This window comes from Veillonella sp. 3913, from assembly GCF_003992235.1.
Lineage (GTDB): Bacteria > Bacillota > Negativicutes > Veillonellales > Veillonellaceae > F0422.
On the sequence record NZ_RQVF01000005.1, the window covers coordinates 29,160 to 55,231 of the forward strand.

The following is a 26,072-nucleotide window of genomic DNA, read 5'->3' on the forward strand; positions in this document are numbered from 1 at the left end:
AAACCTATACAATGCACAAAAAAGGAACTATGCAAAAATCATTCGATCTTGTATAGTTCCTTTTCTCATATACCGTTACAATCTATGTTTCCATCTGACTATCTAGTTATGATAACAACATCTAGCTCTCTAGTAAATATTACATCATCTAAGATGAGCAGATAGGGCAGATATATTAACCGTTATATCCTTTAATTTTTAATGCTTCTACTAAACGACGCAATGCCACCATGTACGCAGCCAATCTTGGGTATACTTTAAACTCTTCTTGCATAGCCCATACTTCTTCAAAGCTTTTTTTCATGTTCTTCGCTAATTTTTCGTTTACTTCTTCTTCAGACCAGTAGAAGCCAGCTTTGTTTTGTACCCATTCATAATAGGATACCACCACGCCTCCGCCATTCGCTAATACGTCTGGCAATACAGGAATACCTTTTTCAAAGAAGTATAAGTCTGCATCTTTGGTTAATGGTCCGTTAGCACCTTCCAAGATTAATTTTGCTTTTACTTCTTTCATATTGGCTTCGTTCACTTGGTTTTCTAAGGCCGCTAAGTATAGCACGTCTACGTCCAATAACAATAAATCTGGATTAGGGATTCTTGTCATACCTGGCTCTTCGTAGCCTTCTAAAGAACGGCCATGAGAGTTTGCATATTCGTAAGCTTTTTCTACATCGATGCCGTTTGCATTGTACAGAGATCCATGTACATCACCGATGGCAACGATTTTAGCACCTTCACGATGCATCAATAAAGCACCAACAGATCCTACATTACCAAAACCTTGTACAGCAATCGTCAAATCTTTAATAGATTTACCTTGTTTTTCCAAGTAGGAAAGTAATGTAAACATACAGCCACGGCCTGTTGCTTCATTACGACCTAAAGAACCACCAATTGCTAATGGTTTACCTGTTACGATCCCTGGTGTCCATTGACCAGTTGACGCACTGTACTCATCGACAATCCAAGACATGATTTGCGGATTTGTGTTCACATCAGGAGCTGGCACATCTCGTTCTACTCCAATGATAGGAGCAATTTTACGAACGAAACCACGTGTTAAACGTTCCAACTCTCTTTCACTTAGTTTTTTCGGATCTACCTTGATACCGCCTTTGCCACCACCATATGGTAAATGAGCAATGGCATTTTTGATGGTCATCCAAGCACCTAATGCACGCACTTCATTTTCATCTGCATCTGGGTGAAAGCGCAATCCACCTTTAGATGCGCCAAGAACGGAGCTATGTTGGCATCGGTAGCCAGTAAATACTTCCACATGTCCATCATCCATTTGTACTGGAATAGCCACGTTCATTTCACGTTCAGGGTGACGCAACACTTCATAGTCATTGCGTGGAATGCCCAATGTGTCCGCTGCTAAGTCTAATGTTTGCAGCATATTTTCATAAGGGTTGTAATTTGCCATAATACCACCTCGTTTTACATATAAATAGAATGTGTATATCCTAATAGTAACACAACTCATTCCTTATGACTATATATTTTCAAAAAATCCTACTTATTTTATAGGTAAATTAAAACTTTAAAAACACTTTTGTAAAAAAGAAGCTGATTCTATCACGAATCAGATAGAATCAGCTGTTCTTTGGTATTAAAAAATTGTCGACAACTCAAGTATCCTGCTATGGCAATGGCAATGGATACGGTTGAAAAAGTCATGAAAATGACGATAATTTGGTATTTGATGGCCTCCATAGGACTCATGCCTGCCAAAATTAGGCCTGTCATCATCCCTGGCAAGGCCACAATGCCCAATGTTTTCGCACTATCGATGGTCGGTTCTAAGCTAAATATCAGAGCTTCTCGCAAGATGGCTTTACAGGACTGCATAGGCGTAGCTCCCAAGGCTAACTTAATCTGAATCTCTTGTTGGCGTCGCTTAAAGCTCGTTATAATTTGGCGGAAACACAATCCTACTGCCACCATAGACCCCGACATAACCATGCCTCCTACAGGAATCATTTGATAGGGCGTAAAGGATAAGACCTTAGCACTTAATAATACTGCTAACGTAAGGACAGCACCAATACCGATGCTGACACCTGCAATCCATGAAGCATGTTTGATGCCAGCTCCTCGTTTACCTCCATTGATAGCAGCACTAATCAGCATCACAAGCAATACGCCACCCGTAAAGAGCGGATGGTCGGCACCAAAGATGAAATGGAGTACATAGCCTACCACCACTAGTTGCACTACCGCTCGCAAAGCGCTGTGCAATATTTCTAGTTCCAATCGCAACCGCTGTTGATAGGACACGATGACAGCCATGACGATAAGCACTGTTGCCATCATTAAGGATTCATTAGATAAGGCATTAAAGCTCCCCATGTAGCACCTCACAATCTGCAATATGTCCATCTTTCACAGTGATACGACGTTGCCCCATACGAACACTTTGGTCTAGATTATGGGTCACCTGTAACAAGGTTAATCCTTCTTTATGCAACTGCATAAGACCTTGTTCTACCCACTCCGTATTTTCTGTGTCCAAAGCAGACGTCACCTCATCTAATAGCAACACTTCAGGGGCAAACAGCAAACTACGAATCAAGCAAATTCGTTGCATTTCGCCACCGGATAACTCCGTATTCGACTTCTCTAACAACTGTAGATCCATATGAAACAAATCGAATAGGTCTTTGATTCTTGTTTCGTCAACAGAACGACCTCTCATAGTAAAAGGAAAGGATAAATTCCCTCGCACCGTTTGTCCGAATAAATAAGGTTGCTGAAAACAATAGGCTACTCGTTGGCGATACTCCGTCGGTGCATAGCTTTCTACAGGTCTACCATGAAAGAAAATCGTACCTCCCGTAGGAGATACCAAGGAACTTGCCAATTTTAATATCGTACTCTTACCGCTCCCAGAAGGACCTACAATGGTAATACTTTCACCTTGTTGAACCTCAAAAGAAATATCTTGTAAAATCGGACGACCATGAATCTCTAAAGAGGTATGTTCAAAACGTAATATTGACATAGTGCACGCTCATTATACGCTCATTATAGAAATTATAAATCAATAACTAGTTCCACCGGGCAATGGTCAGAACCAAAGATATCCGCATGAATCTTCGCCTCTTGGATTTTATCAGCAATGCTATTCGATACAAGGAAGTAGTCAATTCTCCATCCTACGTTCCGTTCACGAGCTTTGCCCATATAGGACCACCAGCTGTACGCATCTACCGCATCAGGGTATAAATAGCGGAATGTATCTGTAAATCCAGCTGCTAACAGTTCTGTCATTTTTTCACGTTCTTCATCACTGAAACCAGCGTTCTTACGGTTAGTTTTCGGGTTTTTCAAGTCGATTTCTTGGTGCGCTACGTTAAGGTCACCACAAAGGATGACTGGCTTTTTCGCATCTAATGCTAGTAAATACTCACGGAATGCCACTTCCCATTCCATGCGGTACTCCAAGCGAGCCAATTCACGTTGGCTATTCGGTGTATAGCACGTAACTAAGTAGAACTTTTCATATTCCGCCGTGATCACACGTCCTTCTTGGTCATGTTCCTCAATGCCAATACCATTCACTACGGAAATTGGCTTTTCTTTTGTGAAAATAGCCGTACCGCTATAGCCCTTTTTCACTGCACTATTCCAATATTGTTCATGGTTCGGCAAGACCATTTCAATTTGGTCTGGTTGCAATTTTGTTTCTTGTAAGCAGAACATATCTGCATCTAATGCATCGAATGCATCCATAAATCCTTTAGTCATGGCTGCACGCAAGCCATTCACATTCCAAGAGATTAATTTCATTGTTAGTACCTCATAGTATTTAGTAACAAAAATATATATTGATTATATCACGTTTTTTCGATATGCGCTTTCCAAATATATCAGATGAGGGCAGCAAGTTTTTGTTAGAAAAATAAAAATTTCTTACTTTTTCTATCTGTTAAATTAATGGATTTCTTTAGAGAAATACCGAAAATTTTGATATAATGTTAAGGCTGACCTAAGAGATACGTAAAGGATAATTTTTAAAAGAATAATCGGTATGAATTAAAACCATGGAAGATTAGACAGAAATCTCTCTACCACCATCCATGTGGAAACAAGATTATATGAAATAAAAGGAGTACCCCATGACAGGAAACTATTCAGCACGTGAATACCGTGATAAATTATATGATGATCTTCATGTTCGATTAAGCGATACAGTAATTTTGATGTGTGCGATTTTTATTGCCTCTATAGGTTTAAATATGAATTCAACAGCTGTTATTATTGGAGCCATGCTGATTTCCCCTCTTATGACACCGATTGTTGGACTGGGATTCGGGTTAGCTATTTTTGATACCCGTTTGATCAAACAATCTCTAAATGTTTTATTGACTCAAGTAGTGGTCAGTTTGCTTGTCTCAGCTCTGTATTTCTGGATTTCTCCCATATCTTATGCAAGTAGCGAGTTGATTGCACGAACCTCTCCAACCATTTGGGATGTTCTCATTGCTATTGCAGGTGGAATAGCAGGTGTAATTGGTTCAAGAAAAAAAGAAGCAAACAATATCGTGCCAGGAGTAGCCATTGCAACAGCTCTGATGCCACCTATCTGTACTGCCGGCTATGGATTAGCTAATGGAAATGTACAATTTATATATGGCGCTCTCTATCTTTTTTTAATTAACTGTGTCTTTATCATGCTAACCAATATTGTTGGAACAAGAATTTTGATGAGAAAATCTCCCTTACGCTCTTTTAAAGAGCTAAACATTAAAATGAGAATTGGGTTGATATCCTTGATTGTATTATTAATTCTTCCAGCCACCTATTCAGCAGTCACGCTAACGATGGATCAGGCACGAAAAGAAGGAATCAAACAATTTGTAGGAAAAGAGTTCACCAATCATACGGTCATTAGTCAAGTCTACAAGTCAAGCAAAAATGAATTGGTCTTGACGATTGTTGGCAATCCGCTTTCAGAAGAACAATTAGAAACGCTCCGCCAAAAACAAGCCTCTTACGGTATTCAATCTGTTCATTTGAAAGTCAACCAAGTTAATCAAATTCATAATTCGACAAAATTGGATAGTGAGACAACCAAAGAATTTTATGAAAATATTAATAAGTATATCGATCAAAAACTCTCTGAAAAAAATTCACAAAAAAATATTGTAAAAGAAAATGAAGAAGACAAGGATTGAGGATATTGAACTTATCTCAAAAAAGCAACGGATTTGCCGTTGCTTTTTTGCATAGTTGCGATAGTCTTGCTAAACCAGAATCGCCCCATATACCATTTACAGATGCCACTTTTATACGAATGAGAGAAGACAATATGAATATTGCTACAAACCTATTTATTGTAAATGAATTTTTTCTTTCCATTGTTGGATTTGTGCCACTTCTTCTGCCACGATTGTTTGTCCAATCTGCATTTGACGTGCTACGCACTCTGGCGCTGTACCACTGTAGTTACTGCGACCTGCTACGCAAGCTTCGATGGTAATGGCATCCAAAATATCCGCCTCAAAGTGATGTGAAATAGCTTTGAAATCTTCTACTGAAAGATCCAACAACACACATCCTTTTTCAATGCAATGTTGTACCGCTGCCCCTACAATGGCATGGGCTTCCCGGAATGGTACACCTTTTTTCGCCAAATAGTCCGCCATATCCGTAGCATTGGAGAAATCATCGTCCAACACTGCTTTTGTATGGTCTCCATTGACTTTCATGTGGCGTAACATATCCGCCGTAATCGAGATAGCGAAATGCAAAGTATCTATCGTATCGAAGACGCCTTCTTTATCTTCTTGCATATCCTTGTTGTACGTCATTGGCAGACCTTTCATGGTTGTAAGAAGCCCCATCAAATGACCGTAAATTCGACCTGTTTTACCACGTACGAGTTCACATACATCTGGATTTTTCTTTTGTGGCATAATGCTGGAACCAGTGCAATGAGCATCGTCCAGTTCGATGAACCCAAACTCTGTGCTAGACCAAAGGATTAATTCTTCGCTTAAACGGCTTAAATGCATCATCACTTTTGCCCCAAAGCTAAGGAACTCTAGTACATAGTCACGGTCGCTGACAGCATCCATACTATTTTCATAGATGGCATCGAAATGCAACAATTCCTTCGTGATATTTTGATCGATAGGATACGTCGTACCCGCCAAAGCGCCTGCCCCTAATGGCATCACATTGGCATGTTTAAAAATCAAAGGCAAATTATCAAAGTCACGACTCATCATGGAAAAGTAGGCCATCATGTGGTGGCTAAATAACACCGGTTGCGCCCGTTGTAAATGGGTGTAACCAGGGATAATCACATCTTTGTATTTCTCTGCCACTTCTAAGAAAGCTTGTTGCAAGTTCACAAGCTCTTCCCCCATGTGGACTACGGCCTTACGGATATACATGTGCAAGTCCACCGCTACTTGGTCATTACGGCTACGACCTGTATGGAGACGTCCGCCTGCCTCACCGATGGCATCGGTTAAACGCTTTTCGATGTTCATATGGATATCTTCTAATGCTACAGAAAACTCGAAATCTCCTGCATCAATCTGTTGTTCAATAGCCTGTAAGCCTGCTACGATAGCATTTTTATCTTCCTTAGAAATGATGTGTTGCTCTGCTAGCATTGTGGCATGGGCAATACTGCCTGCTATATCTTCTTTATACATGCGGGAGTCAAAGGAAATAGAGGACGTGAAGTCCTCTACTGCCTTATCCGTCCCTTTGGTAAAGCGTCCGCCCCAAAGTTTCGCCATTATTTTAAACCTGCTTTCTCTTTCATTAATGCATTGATTGTTAAAGGCAATCCGAATAAGTTGATGAAACCTTCTGCATCAGCTTGGTTATATACATCATCTTCTTCAAATGTTACAAATTCTTGGTTGTACAAGGAATATGGAGACGTAGAGCCTGCACTCATGATATTACCTTTGTACAATTTCAATGTAACTTGACCGGTTACTGTTTGTTGTGTGCTATCCACGAAAGCTTGTAAAGCGCTCATCAATGGGGCAAACCACATGCCATCATACACAAGTTCCCCGTATTTATTCGCCACCAATTCTTTATAATGGTATGTGGCTCTGTCTAGGCAAAGATATTCTAATTCTCTGTGCGCATACATGATGATAGCTCCACCAGGATTTTCATAGACACCACGAGATTTCATGCCTACTAACCGATTTTCTACAATATCCACGATACCGATACCATTAGCTGCGCCGATTTTATTTAAAGTTTGTAAGATGGTAAGTGGAGACATGGCTTGACCATTCACTGCTACTGGCACACCTTCTTTGAAGTCAATGGTCACCATAGTTGGTACATCTGGAGCTTCTTCTGGAGATTTGCTAACTAAATATACATCATTTTTAGGTGCATTCTTAGGATCTTCTAAGTCGCCACCTTCATGAGATAAATGCCATACATTTTGGTCCATGGAGTATGGGTGTTTTTTAGTAGCCACCACTGGAATGTCGTGTTTTGCTGCATATTCCATGCAATCTTCCCGGGATTTCAATTCCCACTCACGCCATGGAGCAATGATTTTTGTATTCGGTGAAAGTGCTTTAATAGTCAATTCAAAACGAACTTGGTCATTCCCTTTACCTGTCGCACCATGAGCAATGGCATCAGCACCTTCCTGTGCGGCAATTTCTACTAATTTTTTAGCAATCAATGGTCTTGCAAAAGAAGTACCTAATAGGTATTTGCCTTCGTATACAGCACCTGCTTTGACCACTGGCCAAATGTAGTCAGATACAAATTCTTCTTGCGCATCAATAATGTATGCTTTTGTAGCACCAGATTTGATGGCTTTTTTCTCTACTGCCTCATAATCTTCTGGTTGACCTAAGTTTACGCATACTGCAATGACTTCTGCGCCATAGTTTTCTTTTAACCAAGGAATAATAACAGATGTGTCTAAACCGCCGGAGTAGGCTAATACTACTTTGTTAATGTTGCTCATAATAAACCTCTTTCTTTGTGTAAATGACTGCTATGCAGTACCTGTTTCTATCTTATGAACGTATTATACAACCACTTGCATAATAATGCAAGTATTTTTTATAAAAATTCTTTTGTATACATTTTTAATCTATATGTTGCTATTCCATAGCCATTTCCTATAACCTATCATTTCATAATTGCTAAGGGCTAAATCATAATGTCTATTGTTTTTTACTAAAAATACTATAACTCTAACAATCTCAACGTTATCACTACTCTGTTACATTACAAATATCTTACGTGTATATAACAAGGACAAACCACTTTATTATAAGATTCTATAAGTCCTATTGTTGATACACCCTAGATGTGATATGATGAACCCATGAAAACACTTTTTAAACTCATTCTTGTGCTTGCCATTGCTGCTGGTGGTTTATATTGGTTCGCTGGGTATACCCCAGAGGATGCTAAAACGACTACGCAACATGTAGCGCATACGATAAAAGAACAAACCATTGAACAAGGGGAAGATCAACTTTCCAGAATCGACCGCATCAAACGTCTCTTTCATTTTAAAGAAGCTGTAGAGGAGGCCATGGATAAACGGGTGCCACTAGAGCATCGCGTTCGCAGCGAAGACATTAGCCCTATAGTAAAACAAGCTTTAGTGGCTACGGAAGATAAACGTTTTTATGAGCATGGAGCGGTAGATTTCTTTAGCATTGGTCGCGCCTTATATACGAATACCATAGCTGGGCAAACCGTAGAAGGTGGCAGTACCATTACCCAACAATTAGTAAAAAATTTATTCTTATCCTCCAAGCGTATCATGTCTCGTAAGGTGGAAGAAGTATTTCTTGCCTATTTGATGGAGCATTATTACAGCAAAGATGAAATCATCACTATGTATCTTAACACCATTTATTATGGTACCGATTACTATGGTATTAAAGCAGCCTCTGAAGGATACTTTAAGACAGAACCAAAGGACCTTAACTTAAGTCAAGCTGCTGTGCTCGCAGGCATTCCACAAGCGCCGTCCTACTTTAACCCAGTAAGCAACATAGATGCTACAAAACAACGACAACGGACAGTATTAACCTTAATGGCACAACAAGGGATTATCTCCTATGCAGATATCGATAAAGCCTATTATAAGAGACTTGATGCTCCGAAGAAACAAGAGAATCACTAAATAAAAATAGAGGAAAGTTGAACAAAACCTATCAACTTTCCTCTATTTCATTTCCTAGTTATTTTTTACAATCTCTAGCTGTACATATACTTTCTATATTTGATACCACTAGGCATGACTACTTAACAGTTGCAGCGTGGTCTTATGATTTTTAACTTATTTCCCTAAGTTTCCTACTGGCACATAAATGCTACCACTAGACATAGGGGCAATAGTCCCTTGGTCATAAATCAATACAATCTCATGATTTTCACGGGCAAAGAAACTATTTGGCTTGCCTACTGTGGCATCTGCATAGATAGCTTTTTTACCATCTTTCGGTAATTGTTGTATTCCTGCTGTAATCTTCTCTTGTGGAAGCCCACCAAAGTCATTTAAGGACAGCGTACGGCCTGTGGTGGTATTAAAAGTAAATCCCTTTTCCACGTTTACCCCATGAGACGCATTGTCTTCTATTGTATAGGATGTGATAGTGACAGAAAAAATACCATTCCCATCTGCTTTAACATCATAACTCATATACAGATTTTGTTTTTCTCCATCTACTGCTTTTTCATTCATCTTTTGGACTTGCTTACGAAGCTTTTCTACATACTCTGTAATCGTCTTATTTATTGCTTTCGTCACGTAAGGACTTACAGATTGCACTCGTGGGTATGTCAAATCCATATGATTTTCTCTCACTGTCTCTGGTTTGACTGTTACTTGCAAACGATCTGTAAACGCTTTTGCCGCTGGTGCTACGATTTGTTTTTTATCTTGTCTAGCTTTCATCGTTTCCTCACGGATGATGCGATTGGTTTCTGGCGATGCTGTTATAGAGATACGTTCACCTACAGCAATCGGTGTTTCTTTCACCACCGTAACATCTGCTGCCTGTAACGCCATCGGTAAACAAGCGGCCATGAATAGAGCGCCAAATATCTTTCTTTTCATAGTCTGTCTCCTTATGATATAGGAATAATTATTTCTTTATATATACACTAACTAGATGAACCTTATATGAATATTTTAACTATATTCTCTCAAAAAGACGTATGTATACAATATTTACTATATTTTTTATTGAAAGTCTATGAGAATACTGATACAATGGATGAGATAGTAGTGTATTTTAAGGAGGTATAACTATGAAGCATGATTTTATGAGTCATGATATTAGCTTACCGGAATTAACAGTCAGAGGTATGTTACTAGGTGCGATTATTACATTAATCTTTACTGCATCTAACGTATACTTAGGGCTAAAAGTAGGTTTGACGTTCTCATCCTCCATTCCGGCTGCCGTAATATCTATGGCAATCTTACGCTTCTTCAAGGATTCCAATGTTCTTGAAAACAACATGGTACAAACACAAGCATCTGCTGCTGGTACCTTATCTGCAGTCATTTTCGTATTGCCAGGTCTATTGATGATTGGTTATTGGCAAAACTTTGACTTATTGGAAACATTGTTATTATCCGCCTGCGGTGGCTGTCTTGGGGTATTATTTACCATTCCATTACGCCGCGCTATGGTTATGAACAGCGACTTACCATATCCAGAAGGTCGTGCCGCTGCCGAAATCTTGAAAGTAGGCTCCAGTGTTCCTGGTGAAACAGTAAAACAATCTGGTGGTATGAAAGAAATCGTATCTGGTGGCGCATTGGCTGGTATCATCAGCTTTGTTACACAAGGTTTACGTGTCTTAGGCGAATCTAAATCATTCTGGTTCCCTGTAGGTGCTGGTGCTACACAAATTCCTTTCGGTTTCTCCTCTGCTTTATTAGGCGCAGGTTTCCTAATTGGTATTGCTAGTGGTATCGCTATCTTAATCGGTATGATTATTGCTTGGGGTGGTTTCGTACCATACTTAACAAATCATCTACCAAACCCAGATAATTTGGAAGCTATCAAATTCTCTAGCACAGTTTGGAAAACAAAAGTCCGCTTTATCGGTGCTGGTACTATCGGTGTGGCAGCGATTTGGACATTGCTAACATTGATCAAACCAATTATTGAAGGTATTAAATTATCTATTAAGTCCATGACGGCAAGCGCTGAATATCGCGACACACACCGTATGGATACAGATATGAAACCATCTACTATTGGCGTTGTATTTGCATTAATTATTATTGGCTTAATCATTTGCTTCTACTCTTTCGTGTCTGCGCTTCCAATGTCTGCAGGTCTTGCTTGGACATTAGTGATTGCAGGTATCGTAGTGGCATTGTTAATCGGCTTCTTCGTAGCTGCTGCTTGTGGTTACATGGCTGGTTTGATTGGTACTTCTGCAAGTCCAATCTCTGGTATCGGTATCATCGGTATCATCGTATCTTCTCTAGTAGTATTTGCCATCGGTTCTGCCAATGACTTATTATCTACTCCAGAAGGCGTAAAATTCTCCACTGCCTTGGCGATCTTCATGACATCCGTGGTTATCTCCATTGCAGCAATTTCCAACGATAACTTACAAGACTTGAAAACTGGTCAATTAGTAGGTGCTACACCTTGGAAACAACAGGTAGCTCTATTAATCGGTTCCTTAGCTGGTGCCGTAGCGATTGCTCCAGTACTTGACTTGTTATACCATGCCTACGGTTTCACAGGCGCTATGCCTCGTGAAGGAATGGATCCTGCTCAAGCATTATCCGCTCCACAAGCTACTTTGATGCGTCAAATCGCAGAAGGTATCTTCAATGCTAATATGGATTGGACATACATTTTCTACGGCATCGTAGTAGGTATCGTAGCTATCGTTGTAAACTTAATTTTAAAATCTACAACAAAATCCTTAACATTACCACCACTTGCAATTGGTATGGGTATCTACTTACCTCCAACTTTGGAAATGCCTCTTGTAATGGGTGCCATCATCGGTTACTTCGTAAATCGTTACATTACAAAACGTGCGAAAGAACGTGCTGGTGCTTATGCAGATGCTGACGTAGAACAATCTAACCGCCGTGGCGTATTGTTCGCTTCTGGCTTGATCGTTGGTGAAAGTATCATCGGCGTTATCATCGCTGGTATCATCGCCTTCTCCGTAAGTACAGGTGGTAGCGAAGCTCCACTTCAATTGGCTTTCACTGAAGCAAAATCCTATGGTGATACAGCTGAATGGCTAGGCTTTGCAGCATACATCTTCGTTGCACTTTGCTTAATTCGCATCGTAATCGCTTCTAAATTCAACAAAGCAGAAGCAGAAGCAATCGAAAACATGAATAAATAAAACACTACACATATCACAAAAGAGGCTGTAACCATTTGGTTGCAGCCTTTTTATTCCGCTAAAGAAATACACAAATAACAAAGGACTGAAGTAAATTCTAATGCATCATTTTACTTCAGTCCTTTTATATTTGTATTATGCTAGCATATACAATGCTACCATTATGTATTCTTTCTAGCATATACAATGCTACTATTATCCATTGTTTCTACCATATTTATAGATCCACACCAGTCCATAGATACATCCGATGACTGTGGCAATCATACCACCAATGGATACATCCCAAAGAAAGGCTAATGCTACACCGATAGTAGTAGCTACGGTAGATACTATCATACTAATGAATAGCATGGCTTTCACAGAACGAGCTAGCATAAATGCAGTTGCTGGTGGACCAATCATACAACCCGTTACCAAGATAGCCCCTACAGTTTGAAAGGAGGCTACTGTCGTCAAGGACGTCAATGTCATAAGTCCATAGGACACTGCCATAGGCATCGCTTGATATACCTTAGCACACACAGGATCAAAGGTGGTAAGGATTAATTCTTTCTTAAAGAGTGCAATACATACCGCATTGATAAGGCATACCAACATGGCAATCCATAACAACATAGGTCCTAGGTCATAGGCATCTACGGTGAAGCGTTGAAATGTGGCAAAGGCTAAATCGCCTAAAATCGCCGTATCTACATCGAGATGTATGTGTTTACCAAATAAGGTAACTAACACAATAGCTAAGGCAAATAAGAAGGGAAACACAATACCGATAGCTGCATCTGGTCGAATATACCGACGCCGTTGCATCCATTCCACTGCATACACCGTCCCTACTCCCATAGCAGTAGCACCAATGATGAGCCAAGGGGAGTTCAAATCTTTTGTCACCAAAAAAGCTAATACAATACCTAAAAAAACAGTATGCGTAATGGCATCCACCATCATAGATAAACGGCGCAACACCAAGAATGTACCTATGAGGCTACAGCTGATGCCTGTCACTGTGGCGATACCCCATATTTCTAAGATATGGCTCATCCTAAACACCTCCTCATGAGGCGTTTACCATTAGCCAATACTAAACTTAATAAAATCATACCAGTCATAACAATGATAATAATAGGGCCAGTAGGAAGATTGCCCCATAGAGCACTCACAAAAGTTCCCATAAAGGCGACTACACTACCACAGATGGCAGCAATAATTACCAAGATCCGCAAAGAATGAGTCCATTGACGACCAATCATGGCTGGACCAATCAGCAAGGAGCTAATTAAAATCACGCCCACCGTCCGTATGCCAATCACAATAGTCACTACGAGAGCCGCTCGATAAAAAAATCGTACCTTTGACACGGGGATACCCATCAACTGGGCTTCGATAGGGTCAAATACGGTAAGACTCAACTCTTTCCAAAGTATAATAACCCCACCTACAATGCAAGTTCCACAAATGGCCATCACCCAAATATCACTTTGCATCATGGTTACAGCTTGTCCAAAGATAAACGTATTCAGACCTGCCTGTCCAGCATTTTCCATAGACTGTACTCGCGTTAATAGCACTGTACCAAATCCAAAGAAAGCCGCTAAAATCGTGGCTAAGGCTGCATCAAAACGAACTCCTTTTTGGGATGTTTTATACATAATCCATTCTGATAAACAGGCCGTGCAAATCGCACCTAGTAATAGCACTGTGGTGTCTTTCACTCCTGTTAGAAGAAATCCTGCCACTACCCCAGGTAGTGTGGAATGGGCTACACCATCGCCTAGTAAGCTTTCTTGACGCAATACTGCAAAGGTTCCTATGACGCCACATACCAAGCCTAGCATCACCGTCCCCAGTGCTACGATTTGAAATGTATATTGTTGTAATAATTCCATGGTGCCTCCTAGTATGAATATGTCTCATCTAGGATAGGGGATCCCACTATGTCTCGAACCGGTCCCATGCCCACCAATCTGCGATTGATGCAGAGAACTTGATCAAAATAAGCTTCCAAAGTTTGCAAATTATGATGTACGATCAGCAATGTTTTTCCTGCTGCTTGCATGTCTTTCATAATCTTTACGAGTACCGCCTCTGTCGTCTTATCGATACCCTTGAAAGGCTCATCTAGTATATACACATCTTGATTTTCCACCAAGGCACGAGCTAGAAATACACGCTGTTGCTGTCCTCCTGACAATTGTGAGATAGACCGCTGTGCATAGTCTAACATGCCTACCGTTTGCAAGGCTTTTGTCGCCTCATCTCGTTCACGTTTCCCTGGGCGTGTAAACCAACCTAGTCTGCGGTAGGTGCCCATCAATACCACCTCAAATACCGTAATGGGATAATCCCAATCTACCGCTGAGGTTTGTGGTACGTAGGCAATATGGTTATAAATACTATTTGTTTTCGCGCCTCCATACGCAGAAACTGTTTTAGTATCTAATGTTAACTCAATCGTTCCTTCTACTAATGGCACAAGCCCTAACATGGCTTTCACCAAGGTTGATTTGCCGGCACCGTTAGGACCAACTATGGCCGTCATCGTTCCTTGTTCAATCTGAAAGGATACATCTTTCAGCACCACCGTATCATCATAGGCTACTGAAAGATGATTCACTTTCAAAATACACTTGCTGTCACTCATCATTTAAGAGCGCCTACAATGGTATCGATGTTGGCTTTGACCATGCCAATGTAAGTGCCGCCTTCTGTGTTAGGAGAACCTAAGGAGTCGGAGTATAATTCACCACCGATAGCTACGTCCCAACCTTTAGCTTTACATGCTTCTTGTACAGCTTCGATCGTTTTATGAGGAACAGAAGATTCTACGAAGATAGCTTTGATTTTATGGTCTACAATAAATTGTACTAAGTCGTTCATATCTTTTGTGCCCGCTTCTGTAGCTGTGCTCACACCTTGCAAGCCTTTTACTTCAAAGCCATAAGCACGAGCAAAGTAATGGAATGCATCATGCGCTGTAACTAATACACGAGATTGTTCAGGAATTTCTTTCGTTCTATCTTTAATATATTGATCTGCTGCATCTAATTCTTTCATGTATGCTTCGTAATTAGCCACATAATCTTTTTCATGTTTAGGGTCTTTCGCTACCAATGTGTCTTTTACCACTTTTGCAGCTAATTTCCAGTTTTGTACATCGAACCAAATATGAGGGTCTTTTGCATCTGGACCTTCTTCTTCAAAGGCTAACAATGTGGATGGATCCATATCTTTAGACACTTCCACTACTGTTTTGTTGGATTTTTTTAATTCTTGGAATACTTGGCCCATTTTACCTTCTAAATGGATACCATTCAAGAAGATTATATCGCCTTTTTGTAAAGTAGATACATCACCTGCACTAGCTTGGTATAAATGTGGGTCTACCCCAGCCCCCATCAATCCTTGTACTGTTACATGGTCACCACCAATTTTTTGTACTAAATCTGTAATCATTGTTGTAGTAGTTACCACTTGTAATGGCTTACCATCTTGTACCGTATCCGCTTGCTTTCCACAGCCTGCAATAGCCATAATACAAACGGCAAACACAATGAACAGCCGCCATAATTTAAATTCTTTCATGGTCTTTCCTCCCTTACTAAACATGTGGGATGTCCTGTACTATCCCTAAATTAAAAATTCCATGAGTCTTACTTATGTATACTATATCACAACTGATAGTATTTCTCAATATATATTTTTAATTATGTCTTTCAAAGAATGAAAGAATTAGCTATTACCTTTATTATCATTTATATTTATGATAATGGATATTGTTTACTCTATAATATATCATTAAACATGTCCTATGTGTGCCCAAAAAAGTCCACTTTGAGATGACAATATATTTTTTTGTGATATACTACAGGTACAAAAGTTAATCAAATCCATTGAAACAAAGAACCCCCACAGTTGCCGCTGTGGGGGTTCTGCTTTTTCACTTACAAAATCGTAAACACCGTCACTTCTCTAGCACAGTTCAACCGCACTGGGAACCAATGTCCCGACCCTCGGCTTACATAGGCAAATAATCCTTGTTCTTCGTAGAGTCCTTTCCAATACGGCTTATACACCGGCACTAGGTTCACGTCCCATAGATTAATCTGTCCTCCATGGGTATGTCCAGATAAGGTTAATGGGATATGTCTACGGAATGCTTCAGGGATATAGTTCGGATGGTGCGCCAACAAGATAGGATATGCATTGTCGGGCATACCTTTCATGGCTTTGTTCAACAAGCGTACGTTTTCCTCTTGCACATCATCTTCAAAGTGGTAATCCATGCCCACTAAATACACAGGGCGAGGTCCACCTAATATCTGTTGATGGCTATTGCGATACATATGCATCTTGGTTTGGCTCAACCGCTTCCACACATGCTCTACATCAACGCGATATTCGTGATTCCCTAAAATATAATCAATGCCATCAGGAAAATCTTGTACACGGCTATCTAGATAATCTGCCACTTCATCAAGATACCCCAAATCATCGATTAAATCTCCAGTGATAACCAGTCGATTCGGGTGTTCACTAGCAATGGCATCTACCATTTCTTTCAGTTTGTCCATGCCGATGAAAGGGCCTATATGAACATCGCTAAGTTGTCCAATTTTATATCCTTTCAACACCTCTGGTCTATCTTTCAAAGCCAACTGTATCTTGCGTAGTTGCAGTTCACCATTCCCTTGAAAGGCCGCTACTGATCCTGTGATACCTACTACAGTAGGTACCACCACAGCAGTACGTTTAAAGAAATTCCGCCGTGATTCGTCGATAGGACTATCCCCGCTGTCAGAGCGAGCCCCTAAACGCATAAGTCCATAGAATACACCGAAGATCGTCAATACTGCAAAGGTGCCGAACAGTGCTACGACTAATCCATTCAGTTCGATTAGGACCGGGCGCACTAGATCCAGCACCATGCCACCATGGATGCTGTACATAAGGCGTTGTAGGACAATCGTTCCTACTGCAAGGGCTAACCCCAGTACACCACCATAGATTAGGCCCTTTCGTTTCGAACTATTTCTAAATAAGGTTACCCAGTATCCTGTCATAGTTCCAAAAAGAGCCATTCCAAGTACTAAGATTCCCATCAATATATATATTCTCATCTATATCACTCCTCGGTATAGATTAATAAAGATCAATGAACTTGCCATGAGGCCCTGCCCAAGGTAAGACGTGAAAGGCCTCTTTACGGCAGAGAATCCAATCCTCCTTCAGAGGAATAATCTGACCTTCTGCTACAGCTTGTTGCACCGCTTCATCACCTTCTAGCATAATTGTAGTCGACGAATCTATTGCCACCTCTGTAGCGACACCTCGGTAGCCTTTCATCGTCCATTTGCGATGGCTAAAAATATGGGTTACTTCCTTTGCCATAGGTCGTTCCATAGTGACGGTAACCCCAATGGATTGTAACCCCTCAATTAATTCTACTTTGCGACTCTCTGCTGTGCCACCTTCTACACTAGGAAACTCCCACATATTTTGCAGCAATCCTTCTTTGGGTCTTCGATGCAATAGGTAGTACCCATCTACTGTAGAAATAATCCCTACGTATAATTGGACAGATTGTACCTTTGTTTTCTTAATCCGTATAGGTAACACTTGTTCCGTGCCTTCTGCTTTTGCCTTACAATCCTGTACTAATGGACAGGACTCACAGCGAGGTGTTTTAGGAATGCAAATGGATGCACCAAAGTCCATAAGGGCTTCGTTGAAGTCGCCTGGTCGATCGTAGGGCATGGTCTCTTCTACCAATATAGTAATCGTTTTTTTCCCTACCGTGCCAAGAATATCTTCATGGATATTGTATAGGCGAGCATAGACACGAAGTACATTCCCATCGACAGCAGGTTCACGAAGGTTATACGCAATGGAGAGTACTGCCCCTGCTGTATAGGAACCTACACCTTTTAAAGATTCCATTTCTTTCCGTGTCCGTGGTACCTGTCCACCATAGGTTTCCACCACTTCTTTCACACCTTGATGCAAATTACGAGCCCTAGAATAATACCCCAAACCTTGCCATGCCCGAACCACCGTATCTTCTTCGGCACTAGCTAAACTTTCAAGTGTTGGAAATTGTATTACCCAGTTTTCAAAATAGGGGCGCATAGCCTCAATCCGTGTTTGTTGAGACATCACTTCCGACACCCAAATACGATAGGGGTCTTTACTTTCACGCCAAGGCAAATCACGCTTATACACATCATACCAATCTAATAAATGTCTCGTCCATGCCACTTGGCTTTGCTGTTCTACTTGTTTCACTTCATGCCCTCATATATCCAAGCCGTCACACGGCCTATATCGTCGCTTTCTAGCACCTCTTCCACAGTTACAAATTGCATGGATTCTATCGTACTATTATCTTCTTTAAAAGTAATGATACCTTTTAACTTCTCGCCACGCCAAATCCGTGGAATCCACTCTTCATCACCAGCCCACATATGGTCAAAGGGAGTGTTCTCCAACGTAAACCAATGAGGCTCCATCTCTTCTGATTCCAAAGGAATACCTTGAAATTGTTCTACCATATATACATAACTAATATGACTCAACTCCGGTGAGTAAGGGAACTGAAAGTCCAATAGCGCCACTGCCTGTAGGTCCTCTTCTTTCACCAGTAAGGATACTTCTTCGAAGACTTCTCGCACGGCGCAAGCACGGAAACTTTCACCATCCTCAATTTTACCACCAAATCCATTATAATAGCCGGCTCCAAAGCCGCGTTTTTTACGTCCTAATAAAAATAAATTCTCCCGTTTTGGAAAACATAATGTTGTAGGTCTCATAGTTCCTCCTATTCTTTTTTTATTATATCATGTTTCACACTTTCATAAACCTCGCCCCCTATGATACTATAGTAATAGTGAGGTGAACTATGAAAGAACCATTAATTTTTGATATTGCTCTGGGACAAACAAAGCCCAACAGCATGCACAATCGCGACGGGCACTGCCCATTTTGCGAACCCTCGCAATTAACCGATATACTAGATACATCTGGGTCCATCATTTGGCTCATGAATAAATACCCTGTATTAAAACACACATGGCCTACAGTTATCATCGAAACTCCGCCTCATGTGCATACAGAATATTCTAAATTACCCTTGTTAGATGCGGTCCATATTTTAGAGTTTGGGCGAATGAAATGGGAGGAAGTAAAATCCGACCCTCGTTTTACCTCCGTCTTATTCTTTAAAAATTACGGCCCCATGTCTGGAGGCTCTATTTATCACCCTCACAGCCAAATCATTGGCCTAGAGGACTATGATTACCGTGAAGATATTCACAGAGAACATTTTGAAGGATGGCTCATCTATGAAAAGGATGGTCTTCGCATAACCTTATCCAATCGACCTATCCATGGATTCTTTGAATTTAATATGCGGTTTGATCCCCAATTAGATACATCCATATTAGCCAAATATTTACAACGTATCTTACGCTATGTATTAGAAGGATTTTCTAAATATGTAAAATCTTATAATCTATTTTTCTACGATATAAATGACGGTTATCACTATCTAAAAATTGTACCACGCTATATAACATCACCGCTTTTCATCGGTTATGGAATTTCACAAGTGTGTCATGAAACACGCGCCTTAGAGGTTATCCGTCATATACAACCATATTTACACAATTCTTTGGAGGTTTAATGAAAGTTTTTGCCATTGGCGATTTACACCTATCTGGGCAACCACCAACAAAACCTATGACCATCTTCGGTCCACACTGGGATAACCACTGGGAACGTATCCAAGCACACTGGCGAGAACATATTGATCCTAATGACCTAGTCTTTCTAGTAGGTGATATGTCTTGGGCTATGCGCCTTAGTGATGCAAAGGTAGATCTAGATACCATTGCGACCCTGCCTGGGAAAAAGTTTATGATTCGTGGCAATCACGATTATTGGTGGACAAGTCTACAAAAAATGAATACTCTTATGGAAGGACGTATCACATTCTTACAAGGTAGAGGTTTGTACCATAATGGCATCGCCTTCGGTGGCACGAAAGGCTATATCTATCCACAAGACCCTTTCTTTAAAGAAGCTGATGACCGCCACATCTATGAGCGGGAATTAATCCGTACTAAAGCAGCTCTAGACGCTATGGAAACTGTTATTACTGAAAGTGGTGATGACCCTTCTCAGATAACACGCATACTGTTACTGCACTATCCACCCACCTTAGAAAATCATGCCAATGGATTTACGGACCTACTAGAACAGTACCATGTAGATCACTGTGTATTCGGTCATTTACATGACAAAGCATCCTTCCAAAAAGTACCTTCTCATTGGGGGCATACACAATTACACTTAGTCTCAGCAGATGCTGCTAATTTTATGATGAAGGAGATACCATGAGCCGTATCCACAAAGAACACTTACAAGCAGGGTACATCTTTGGTGACCCTCATAACTCAGAATACCTATACCTACCAGCCGGAGAAGTTGGCTCCAGCGACCCTCGATGCATATTTGAACAAGGGCCTACAAAAGAAGACCTAACCCTAGACGAAGCGTGCCGTATCATCGATCGATATACATTAAAACCGTGTAAGCACCCAAAACTAGGCAAACGGTCATTTTAAGGTACCATCTACCTATATTGGTTGCACTATATTTTGACAAATTCATTCATGTATATACTATGGCAATATTATATGTCATTCATAATAGAGTACCACCTATAATAAAATAAGTAGCCTTACGCAACAAACTATGTTACACTAAACATAATAAAAGAAGAGCCATCAACGTGTCTTAGGCGTTAGGCTCATCTCAAATACTAGAAATTTGATTTGCCTAACGTGTTAAGTACTTGCAATACTTATCTTGACGTTAGGCTTTTCACTGACATATTTAAGTAAGTTAAAAATGCTATAACCAACATTCCAAATTGTATTAGTAAACTAAAAAACTCGAATGGTGTCATAGTATCACCTCCTCCCAATGATTAGGAAGAGATGAGCCCAACTCACGTTGATAGATCTTCTATATTTATAGTATAGCGCATTTTTACATTTCGTTGATATAGATTAAAATAATTATCAATTCCCTAAGAAACGCCGTTGCGTGTAGAACACCAGTGGCGTTCCTTTTTTGTCTAAATAAAGTAATACTAGAAGAGCAGGACATGTTCCGGAGCAAACCTAACCACTGTATCAGTTTGTGGAGGAATATGTCGTGCTCTTCCTTTTGCTAGTAAAAGAAACGCCACTGGTTTCATAACGAAACCAGTGACGTCTTAAAAAAGGGAGTATTTATATTGTTTATGTTGTTTGTGTTATTTGTATTTATATAGTAAGGGAGTTTAAGGAGAATAATACTAAGATTAGTATTTGCTAGTTTTCATTTTTACATTGATAACTTCACCAGTCATTGCATCTACTTTGACTTCAGCTTCTTTACCACTGCCATCGATCATATCCATTTCATACATTAAACGACCATGCTCTTTCTCCACAGTCCACTCTATCGCTTGATACATGCCACCCACTTTTTCTTGAGCTTTTGTTTCTGCCACTTCTGGCATGATAATATCATTTACATTGAAAGCTTTTGCCATCATATGACCTTCCATGCTTGGCATACCTTGTCCATGCATCATAGAGTTATCTTTCATCATCTTCCCATGTTTCATATCCATAGACTTCATCATGTTATCTTTTTTCATATGCATAGATTTCATATCATGCTTCATGGATGTTACTTCTGTACCCATCACTTCACCAGCTTCAGTCATATGCATTTCCATTTTTTGACTATTACTAAATCCTTCCACTTCATACATAGGATGATGTTTTCCATCATAGGAAATAGATGTGACTTGTGCATTAGGATACATGGACATAAATGTTGTTACTGCCCCTTTATAGTCTACTTGTTTCATATCCATCATGCTCGGCATAACACTGCCTACACCATTCCAGGTACCCATCTTAGCCATTTGTTTTTGACTCATCATAGCATTGTTATTCATCATACTCATAGAATCTTTAGATATGCCAGTCATCATAGCCATAGGCATTTTGTCCATACTATTCATAGGCATAACAATCATCATTTCATTAGGATTTGCTTTCACAGACATAGTATTCATCATAGTGGTATCTGCTGCATTCGCTACCCCACTCGCCATCATAAGTCCTGCACCTAGAGCCATCACAGCAGCTCCTAAACGAAACATTTTTTTCATAATCTCCTCCTTCACGTGCCCGATGCATCGTGTCTTGTTTTTCTATTAAGGAATATTCGTTATTTCTAACTTGCTTATATCTTACCTTTTATATATGAAAAAAGCATGAAAAAAATATGAGCCAACCATGAAGTTATGATGAATATTAGATGAAGTTTTAATCCCTGCTACATACATATATTTCCTCATTTATATACAAATATTAATACATCATAGTGAAAGCTATTTCAAACTATATAAACTCAACAAATACAAAAAGAGACAACACCGAAATGTTGTCTCTTTATCTGTTTTAGTATGCTAGATAGTAATTAGTGCTTAACCATTGTTAAGATACCTTCCAATTGTGGGAAGAATTCTTGACCGAAGTAAGCAAAAATACCAGAAATAACTAAGTATAACAAGAAGTATTTAGCTACATGAACCATGATGGAACTTGCATCGATGGAATGACGTAATTGGTCAGCTTTTTGTGCATCGATTTTGTGTTCTTCGATGAATGTGTTAAGAGCAGGACCTACGGCACCGATGGCAATCGCAATACTTTGTGGGGAGAACATTTTACCAACACCAGCGGAACCAGAGTTAGTTGCTGCCAACCACAATGCTAATGTATCATGACCAGGAGTTAATTGATGAGCCGCTGCTGTTTGCAATGGTCCGAACAATACGTTCGCATTTGTACCAGAACCTGTCAAGAAGGCACCCAATGCACCTATTACAGGAGCAAATGCAGGGTACATACTACCGGTAGCCGCTACTAATGCATTCGCAATCATGCCAGTCATACCGGAGTATGTCATCAATTTTGCAGTTACTACTACAGAAATGATTGTTACATACGTTAATTTCAAAGTTTTGAAAGTATTAGTTAATACTTGTTTTTGAGTTCCAAGACCTGCTTTTTGGATAAAACCACCAATTAAAGCGGAAATGAAAATCATGATACCAGGAGTCGCAATCCAAACGAATGTGTAAGGTTTTGCATTTACACCAGCATGGATAGGTACAGATGTTTTAAATACCATCAAAGCATTATATACAGCTGGCACCAATTTAGATGTACCAATTAACAAGATGAAAATCAAAATGAATGGAGATGCTGCAATTAAACCTTCTTTAGCAGATACTGTACGTGCAGCGCCAGTTTCAACTTTGTATTCTGGATCATTAACAGGCATTAATTTTGCGATAGCAATAATCACACCCATGATTACAATAGAAGAACCCATAACGGCTAACTCAGGACCACCTGCATACATGCTAATCAATAATTCAGGAATCGCCAATGCTAAACCAGCTAATAAAGTTTGTACAAATACACCTTTAATTGCTTTCACACCGCCCGCAATGATGCCTACGATGAAGAATGGAGTAATTACGTTTAAGAAGAATAATTGCACTGCAATGAATGTACCCAATTCAGCTGGTTGTAGACCAGTCAAAGATGCCAATGTTGTTGTTGGAATCGCAATAGAGCCAAATGTAGTTGGTACGGAGTTTGCTACTAAACAAGCCAAGATGGATTTCAATGGATCAAATCCTACTGCTACCATCATCGCTGCTGGAATCGCAACGGCTGTACCAAAACCTGCCATACCTTCCATGAAAGCACCAAAGCCCCATGCTAACAATACGGCTAAGATACGCATATCACTAGTTACGGAAGATAACATAACTTTAATAGTTTCCATAGCTTTTGTATGAACTACTAATTGATATGTAAAAATTGCTGCTGTAATAACCAAAAGAATTGGCCAAACTGCAAGAGCTACACCTTCCATAGCTCCTGTGTACATAATATATGCATTTTCTCCATAGTAGAATACAGCTAAAATATATGTACCAATTGCTGCTGCCAAACATGCTTTCCATGCAGGCATTTTTAATACTGCCAATGCTACGATAAGCCATAGGATCGGCAAGACTGCTAAAAATATATCCATATTAACAATCCCTTTCTATAGTGTGAATCACTGTAATTCAATTCTAGCATACGCCACAGTGTGGTATAAACAAAAAGAGAGGAAATCCACAGATTCCCTCTCTCATATGTTCAAAGATGTTGACTGTTACCAGTCTCTAAGAAGTATTCCTTAGGGATACAAAACTACTGATTCTGCATCGATAAAGATTTGTAATTGTCAGCTATTGAACTGCAAATTAGTAGTTGGAAGCAACTGCTTTAGGTGGTTCATAGTCGCCGAAGTATTTTTTAGGATCCAATTTCAACAAGTTACATACGTCGAACAATTCTGCCACAGTTTTGTCGATAACTGGCACACCTTCTTTACGGCAAACTTCGATAGCTTCTGCTTCTTTTTCACCATGAGTGTAGATGCGTTCAGCACCTTCAGCTTTAGGAGCTTCACGAAGTTCTTGTAAGAATGTGGAGAAGTGTTTTTTAACATCTTCTGGGTTACCGAAGATAGCTGGGTTAATAGCCATGAAACCATGACAAATATTGGAACGGCCACCAGTCATACATTTATTGGATGTACCACCTTGAGAGAAGATAGATGCGAAGATTTCGCAAAGCATACCGTAACCATAACCTTTATGGGAACCTAATTGTTCAGTATTGCCACCTAAAGGCATGATACCACCACCAACGTGGTCGGAGATGTTGCCCAATACTTCGCCAGCATCTTGAGATGCTTTACCGTCTTTATTTAATGCCCAACCGTTAGGTAATTCTTTACCCAATTTGTTGTACATTTCTAATTTACCACGAGTTACTACTGTAGTAGATGCGTCGAAGAAGAAGTTGTATGGTTCAGCTGGCATTGTGAAAGCGATTGGGTTGGAACCAAGCATTGCTTTACGAGCAAATGTAGGAACCATGATTGCTTCGGAGTTAGTGCAAGAGAAACCAATTAAGCCTTCTTTTAAAGCAAGATCAGCATAGTAACCAGCGATACCATAGTGGTTAGAGTTACGAGCAGATACGATACCGATACCGGATTCTTTAGCTTTTTTAATTGCTAATTCCATAGCGAAATGACCAACTAATTGACCCATTGCGTCATGGCCTTCGATAACTGCAGATACTGGAGTTTCGAATACTACTTCTGGTTTTGCTTTAATATCGATAAGACCTTTTTCAATACCTTTATGATAACGAACTACACGTTGCATACCATGGGATTGAATACCGTACATGTCGGACATCATCAATACGTCTTTAATGATGCTAGCTTCTTCAGGGCTGAAGCCAAATCCTTCAAATGCATCTTGACAGAATGCGTTAAGTTTTTCTTCTTGGATGTAAACAAAATTTCCCATCTTTAAAACCTCTTTCCCTAACCATAAAATAAATTGTGACATCTTGTAGTACTCCTCAACAGATTGTCACTACTCTTGATACGTAAATTATAGCACACATGTACACCACATGGAATAGAAATCCCCTTGTTATAGGCATTTTACTCTTATCATATATGCATAGTTAAGAGACAATTTAATTAATTCC

At 39.9% G+C, this 26,072-nt stretch carries 24 protein-coding genes; 6 read left to right on the forward strand and 18 right to left on the reverse strand.

Annotated elements, in window-relative coordinates; genetic code table 11:
* Positions 1–175: 175 nt before the first annotated feature.
* From EO113_RS06440 to EO113_RS06455, 4 genes are all read right to left on the reverse strand, one after another.
* Positions 176–1,432 carry a Glu/Leu/Phe/Val dehydrogenase gene (locus EO113_RS06440; RefSeq protein WP_127135848.1) on the reverse strand — a complete coding sequence of 419 codons (1,257 nt, stop codon included), beginning with the start codon at positions 1,430–1,432 and terminating at the stop codon, positions 176–178.
* 152 nt (positions 1,433–1,584) lie between these two features.
* Positions 1,585–2,358: an iron export ABC transporter permease subunit FetB gene (fetB, locus tag EO113_RS06445; protein ID WP_127135849.1), complete on the reverse strand. Its 774-nt coding sequence runs from the start codon at positions 2,356–2,358 to the stop codon at positions 1,585–1,587.
* Positions 2,345–3,010: an ATP-binding cassette domain-containing protein gene (locus EO113_RS06450; RefSeq protein WP_127135850.1), complete on the reverse strand. Its 666-nt coding sequence runs from the start codon at positions 3,008–3,010 to the stop codon at positions 2,345–2,347. The genes fetB and EO113_RS06450 overlap by 14 nt, the downstream gene beginning before the upstream one ends.
* Positions 3,011–3,042: 32 nt before the next feature.
* Entirely contained in the window at positions 3,043–3,798 is a 756-nt protein-coding gene (locus EO113_RS06455; RefSeq protein ID WP_127135851.1) for an exodeoxyribonuclease III, read from the reverse strand.
* 329 nt (positions 3,799–4,127) lie between these two features.
* On the opposite strand from EO113_RS06455, the gene EO113_RS06460 reads away from it, so the two are divergent.
* The gene (locus EO113_RS06460) at positions 4,128–5,186 is read left to right on the forward strand and encodes a TIGR00341 family protein (protein ID WP_127135852.1); all 1,059 of its coding nucleotides are present in this window, start codon (positions 4,128–4,130) and stop codon (positions 5,184–5,186) included.
* 156 nt (positions 5,187–5,342) lie between these two features.
* Here the strand turns inward: EO113_RS06460 and argH are convergent, their stop codons facing one another.
* A complete protein-coding gene (gene argH / locus EO113_RS06465; RefSeq protein WP_127135853.1) occupies positions 5,343–6,764 on the reverse strand; it encodes an argininosuccinate lyase in 1,422 nt (473 codons plus the stop codon).
* On the reverse strand, positions 6,764–7,978 hold the full coding sequence (locus EO113_RS06470; RefSeq protein WP_127135854.1) for an argininosuccinate synthase: 1,215 nt from the start codon (positions 7,976–7,978) through the stop codon (positions 6,764–6,766). The genes argH and EO113_RS06470 overlap by 1 nt, the downstream gene beginning before the upstream one ends.
* 366 nt (positions 7,979–8,344) lie before the next feature.
* Here EO113_RS06470 and EO113_RS06475 point away from each other — a divergent pair, with 366 nt between their 5' ends.
* Complete coding sequence (locus tag EO113_RS06475) at positions 8,345–9,157, forward strand: transglycosylase domain-containing protein (protein ID WP_009353221.1); 813 nt, start codon at positions 8,345–8,347, stop codon at positions 9,155–9,157.
* Between the two features lie 156 nt (positions 9,158–9,313).
* Here EO113_RS06475 and EO113_RS06480 read toward each other — a convergent pair whose 3' ends face one another.
* A complete protein-coding gene (locus EO113_RS06480; protein WP_127135855.1) occupies positions 9,314–10,093 on the reverse strand; it encodes a PdaC/SigV domain-containing protein in 780 nt (259 codons plus the stop codon).
* Between the two features lie 194 nt (positions 10,094–10,287).
* Here EO113_RS06480 and EO113_RS06485 point away from each other — a divergent pair, with 194 nt between their 5' ends.
* Positions 10,288–12,372 (forward strand): OPT family oligopeptide transporter, encoded by a 2,085-nt coding sequence (locus tag EO113_RS06485; protein WP_009353181.1) that lies wholly within the window; start codon positions 10,288–10,290, stop codon positions 12,370–12,372.
* A 195-nt stretch (positions 12,373–12,567) separates the two neighbouring features.
* Here EO113_RS06485 and EO113_RS06490 read toward each other — a convergent pair whose 3' ends face one another.
* From EO113_RS06490 to EO113_RS06520, 7 genes are all read right to left on the reverse strand, one after another.
* Entirely contained in the window at positions 12,568–13,413 is an 846-nt protein-coding gene (locus EO113_RS06490; protein ID WP_126940813.1) for a metal ABC transporter permease, read from the reverse strand.
* A complete protein-coding gene (locus EO113_RS06495; RefSeq protein ID WP_127135856.1) occupies positions 13,410–14,258 on the reverse strand; it encodes a metal ABC transporter permease in 849 nt (282 codons plus the stop codon). Before EO113_RS06495 ends, EO113_RS06490 begins: the two co-directional genes overlap by 4 nt.
* An 8-nt stretch (positions 14,259–14,266) precedes the next feature.
* Positions 14,267–15,016, reverse strand: a complete 750-nt coding sequence (locus EO113_RS06500) for a metal ABC transporter ATP-binding protein (RefSeq protein WP_127135857.1) — start codon at positions 15,014–15,016, stop codon at positions 14,267–14,269.
* Entirely contained in the window at positions 15,013–15,954 is a 942-nt protein-coding gene (locus EO113_RS06505; protein ID WP_127135858.1) for a metal ABC transporter solute-binding protein, Zn/Mn family, read from the reverse strand. Before EO113_RS06505 ends, EO113_RS06500 begins: the two co-directional genes overlap by 4 nt.
* Positions 15,955–16,313: 359 nt before the next feature.
* Positions 16,314–17,489 (reverse strand): metallophosphoesterase, encoded by a 1,176-nt coding sequence (locus tag EO113_RS06510; protein ID WP_127135859.1) that lies wholly within the window; start codon positions 17,487–17,489, stop codon positions 16,314–16,316.
* 22 nt (positions 17,490–17,511) lie between these two features.
* Complete coding sequence (gene mutY / locus EO113_RS06515) at positions 17,512–18,654, reverse strand: A/G-specific adenine glycosylase (protein WP_127135860.1); 1,143 nt, start codon at positions 18,652–18,654, stop codon at positions 17,512–17,514.
* Positions 18,651–19,178 (reverse strand): 8-oxo-dGTP diphosphatase, encoded by a 528-nt coding sequence (locus EO113_RS06520; protein ID WP_127135861.1) that lies wholly within the window; start codon positions 19,176–19,178, stop codon positions 18,651–18,653. The genes mutY and EO113_RS06520 overlap by 4 nt, the downstream gene beginning before the upstream one ends.
* 89 nt (positions 19,179–19,267) lie before the next feature.
* On the opposite strand from EO113_RS06520, the gene EO113_RS06525 reads away from it, so the two are divergent.
* The 3 genes from EO113_RS06525 to EO113_RS06535 are packed head-to-tail and all read left to right on the forward strand — an operon-like array spanning position 19,268 to position 20,993.
* Positions 19,268–20,050, forward strand: a complete 783-nt coding sequence (locus tag EO113_RS06525) for a DUF4931 domain-containing protein (RefSeq protein WP_127135862.1) — start codon at positions 19,268–19,270, stop codon at positions 20,048–20,050.
* Positions 20,050–20,766, forward strand: a complete 717-nt coding sequence (locus EO113_RS06530; protein WP_127135863.1) for a metallophosphoesterase — start codon at positions 20,050–20,052, stop codon at positions 20,764–20,766. Before EO113_RS06525 ends, EO113_RS06530 begins: the two co-directional genes overlap by 1 nt.
* Positions 20,763–20,993 (forward strand): hypothetical protein, encoded by a 231-nt coding sequence (locus EO113_RS06535; protein ID WP_038144502.1) that lies wholly within the window; start codon positions 20,763–20,765, stop codon positions 20,991–20,993. The genes EO113_RS06530 and EO113_RS06535 overlap by 4 nt, the downstream gene beginning before the upstream one ends.
* A gap of 239 nt (positions 20,994–21,232) precedes the next feature.
* Here EO113_RS06535 and EO113_RS08345 read toward each other — a convergent pair whose 3' ends face one another.
* The 4 genes from EO113_RS08345 to EO113_RS06550 all read right to left on the reverse strand — a co-directional run bounded on the left by EO113_RS08345 (position 21,233) and on the right by EO113_RS06550 (position 25,885).
* A complete protein-coding gene (locus tag EO113_RS08345; RefSeq protein ID WP_369688074.1) occupies positions 21,233–21,337 on the reverse strand; it encodes a putative holin-like toxin in 105 nt (34 codons plus the stop codon).
* Positions 21,338–21,736: 399 nt separating this feature from the next.
* Positions 21,737–22,600 (reverse strand): PepSY domain-containing protein, encoded by an 864-nt coding sequence (locus EO113_RS06540; RefSeq protein ID WP_127135864.1) that lies wholly within the window; start codon positions 22,598–22,600, stop codon positions 21,737–21,739.
* Between the two features lie 311 nt (positions 22,601–22,911).
* Positions 22,912–24,546, reverse strand: a complete 1,635-nt coding sequence (locus EO113_RS06545; RefSeq protein WP_062403562.1) for an L-lactate permease — start codon at positions 24,544–24,546, stop codon at positions 22,912–22,914.
* Positions 24,547–24,763: 217 nt separating this feature from the next.
* The gene (locus EO113_RS06550; RefSeq protein ID WP_127011035.1) at positions 24,764–25,885 is read right to left on the reverse strand and encodes an Ldh family oxidoreductase; all 1,122 of its coding nucleotides are present in this window, start codon (positions 25,883–25,885) and stop codon (positions 24,764–24,766) included.
* Positions 25,886–26,072 lie beyond the last annotated feature (187 nt).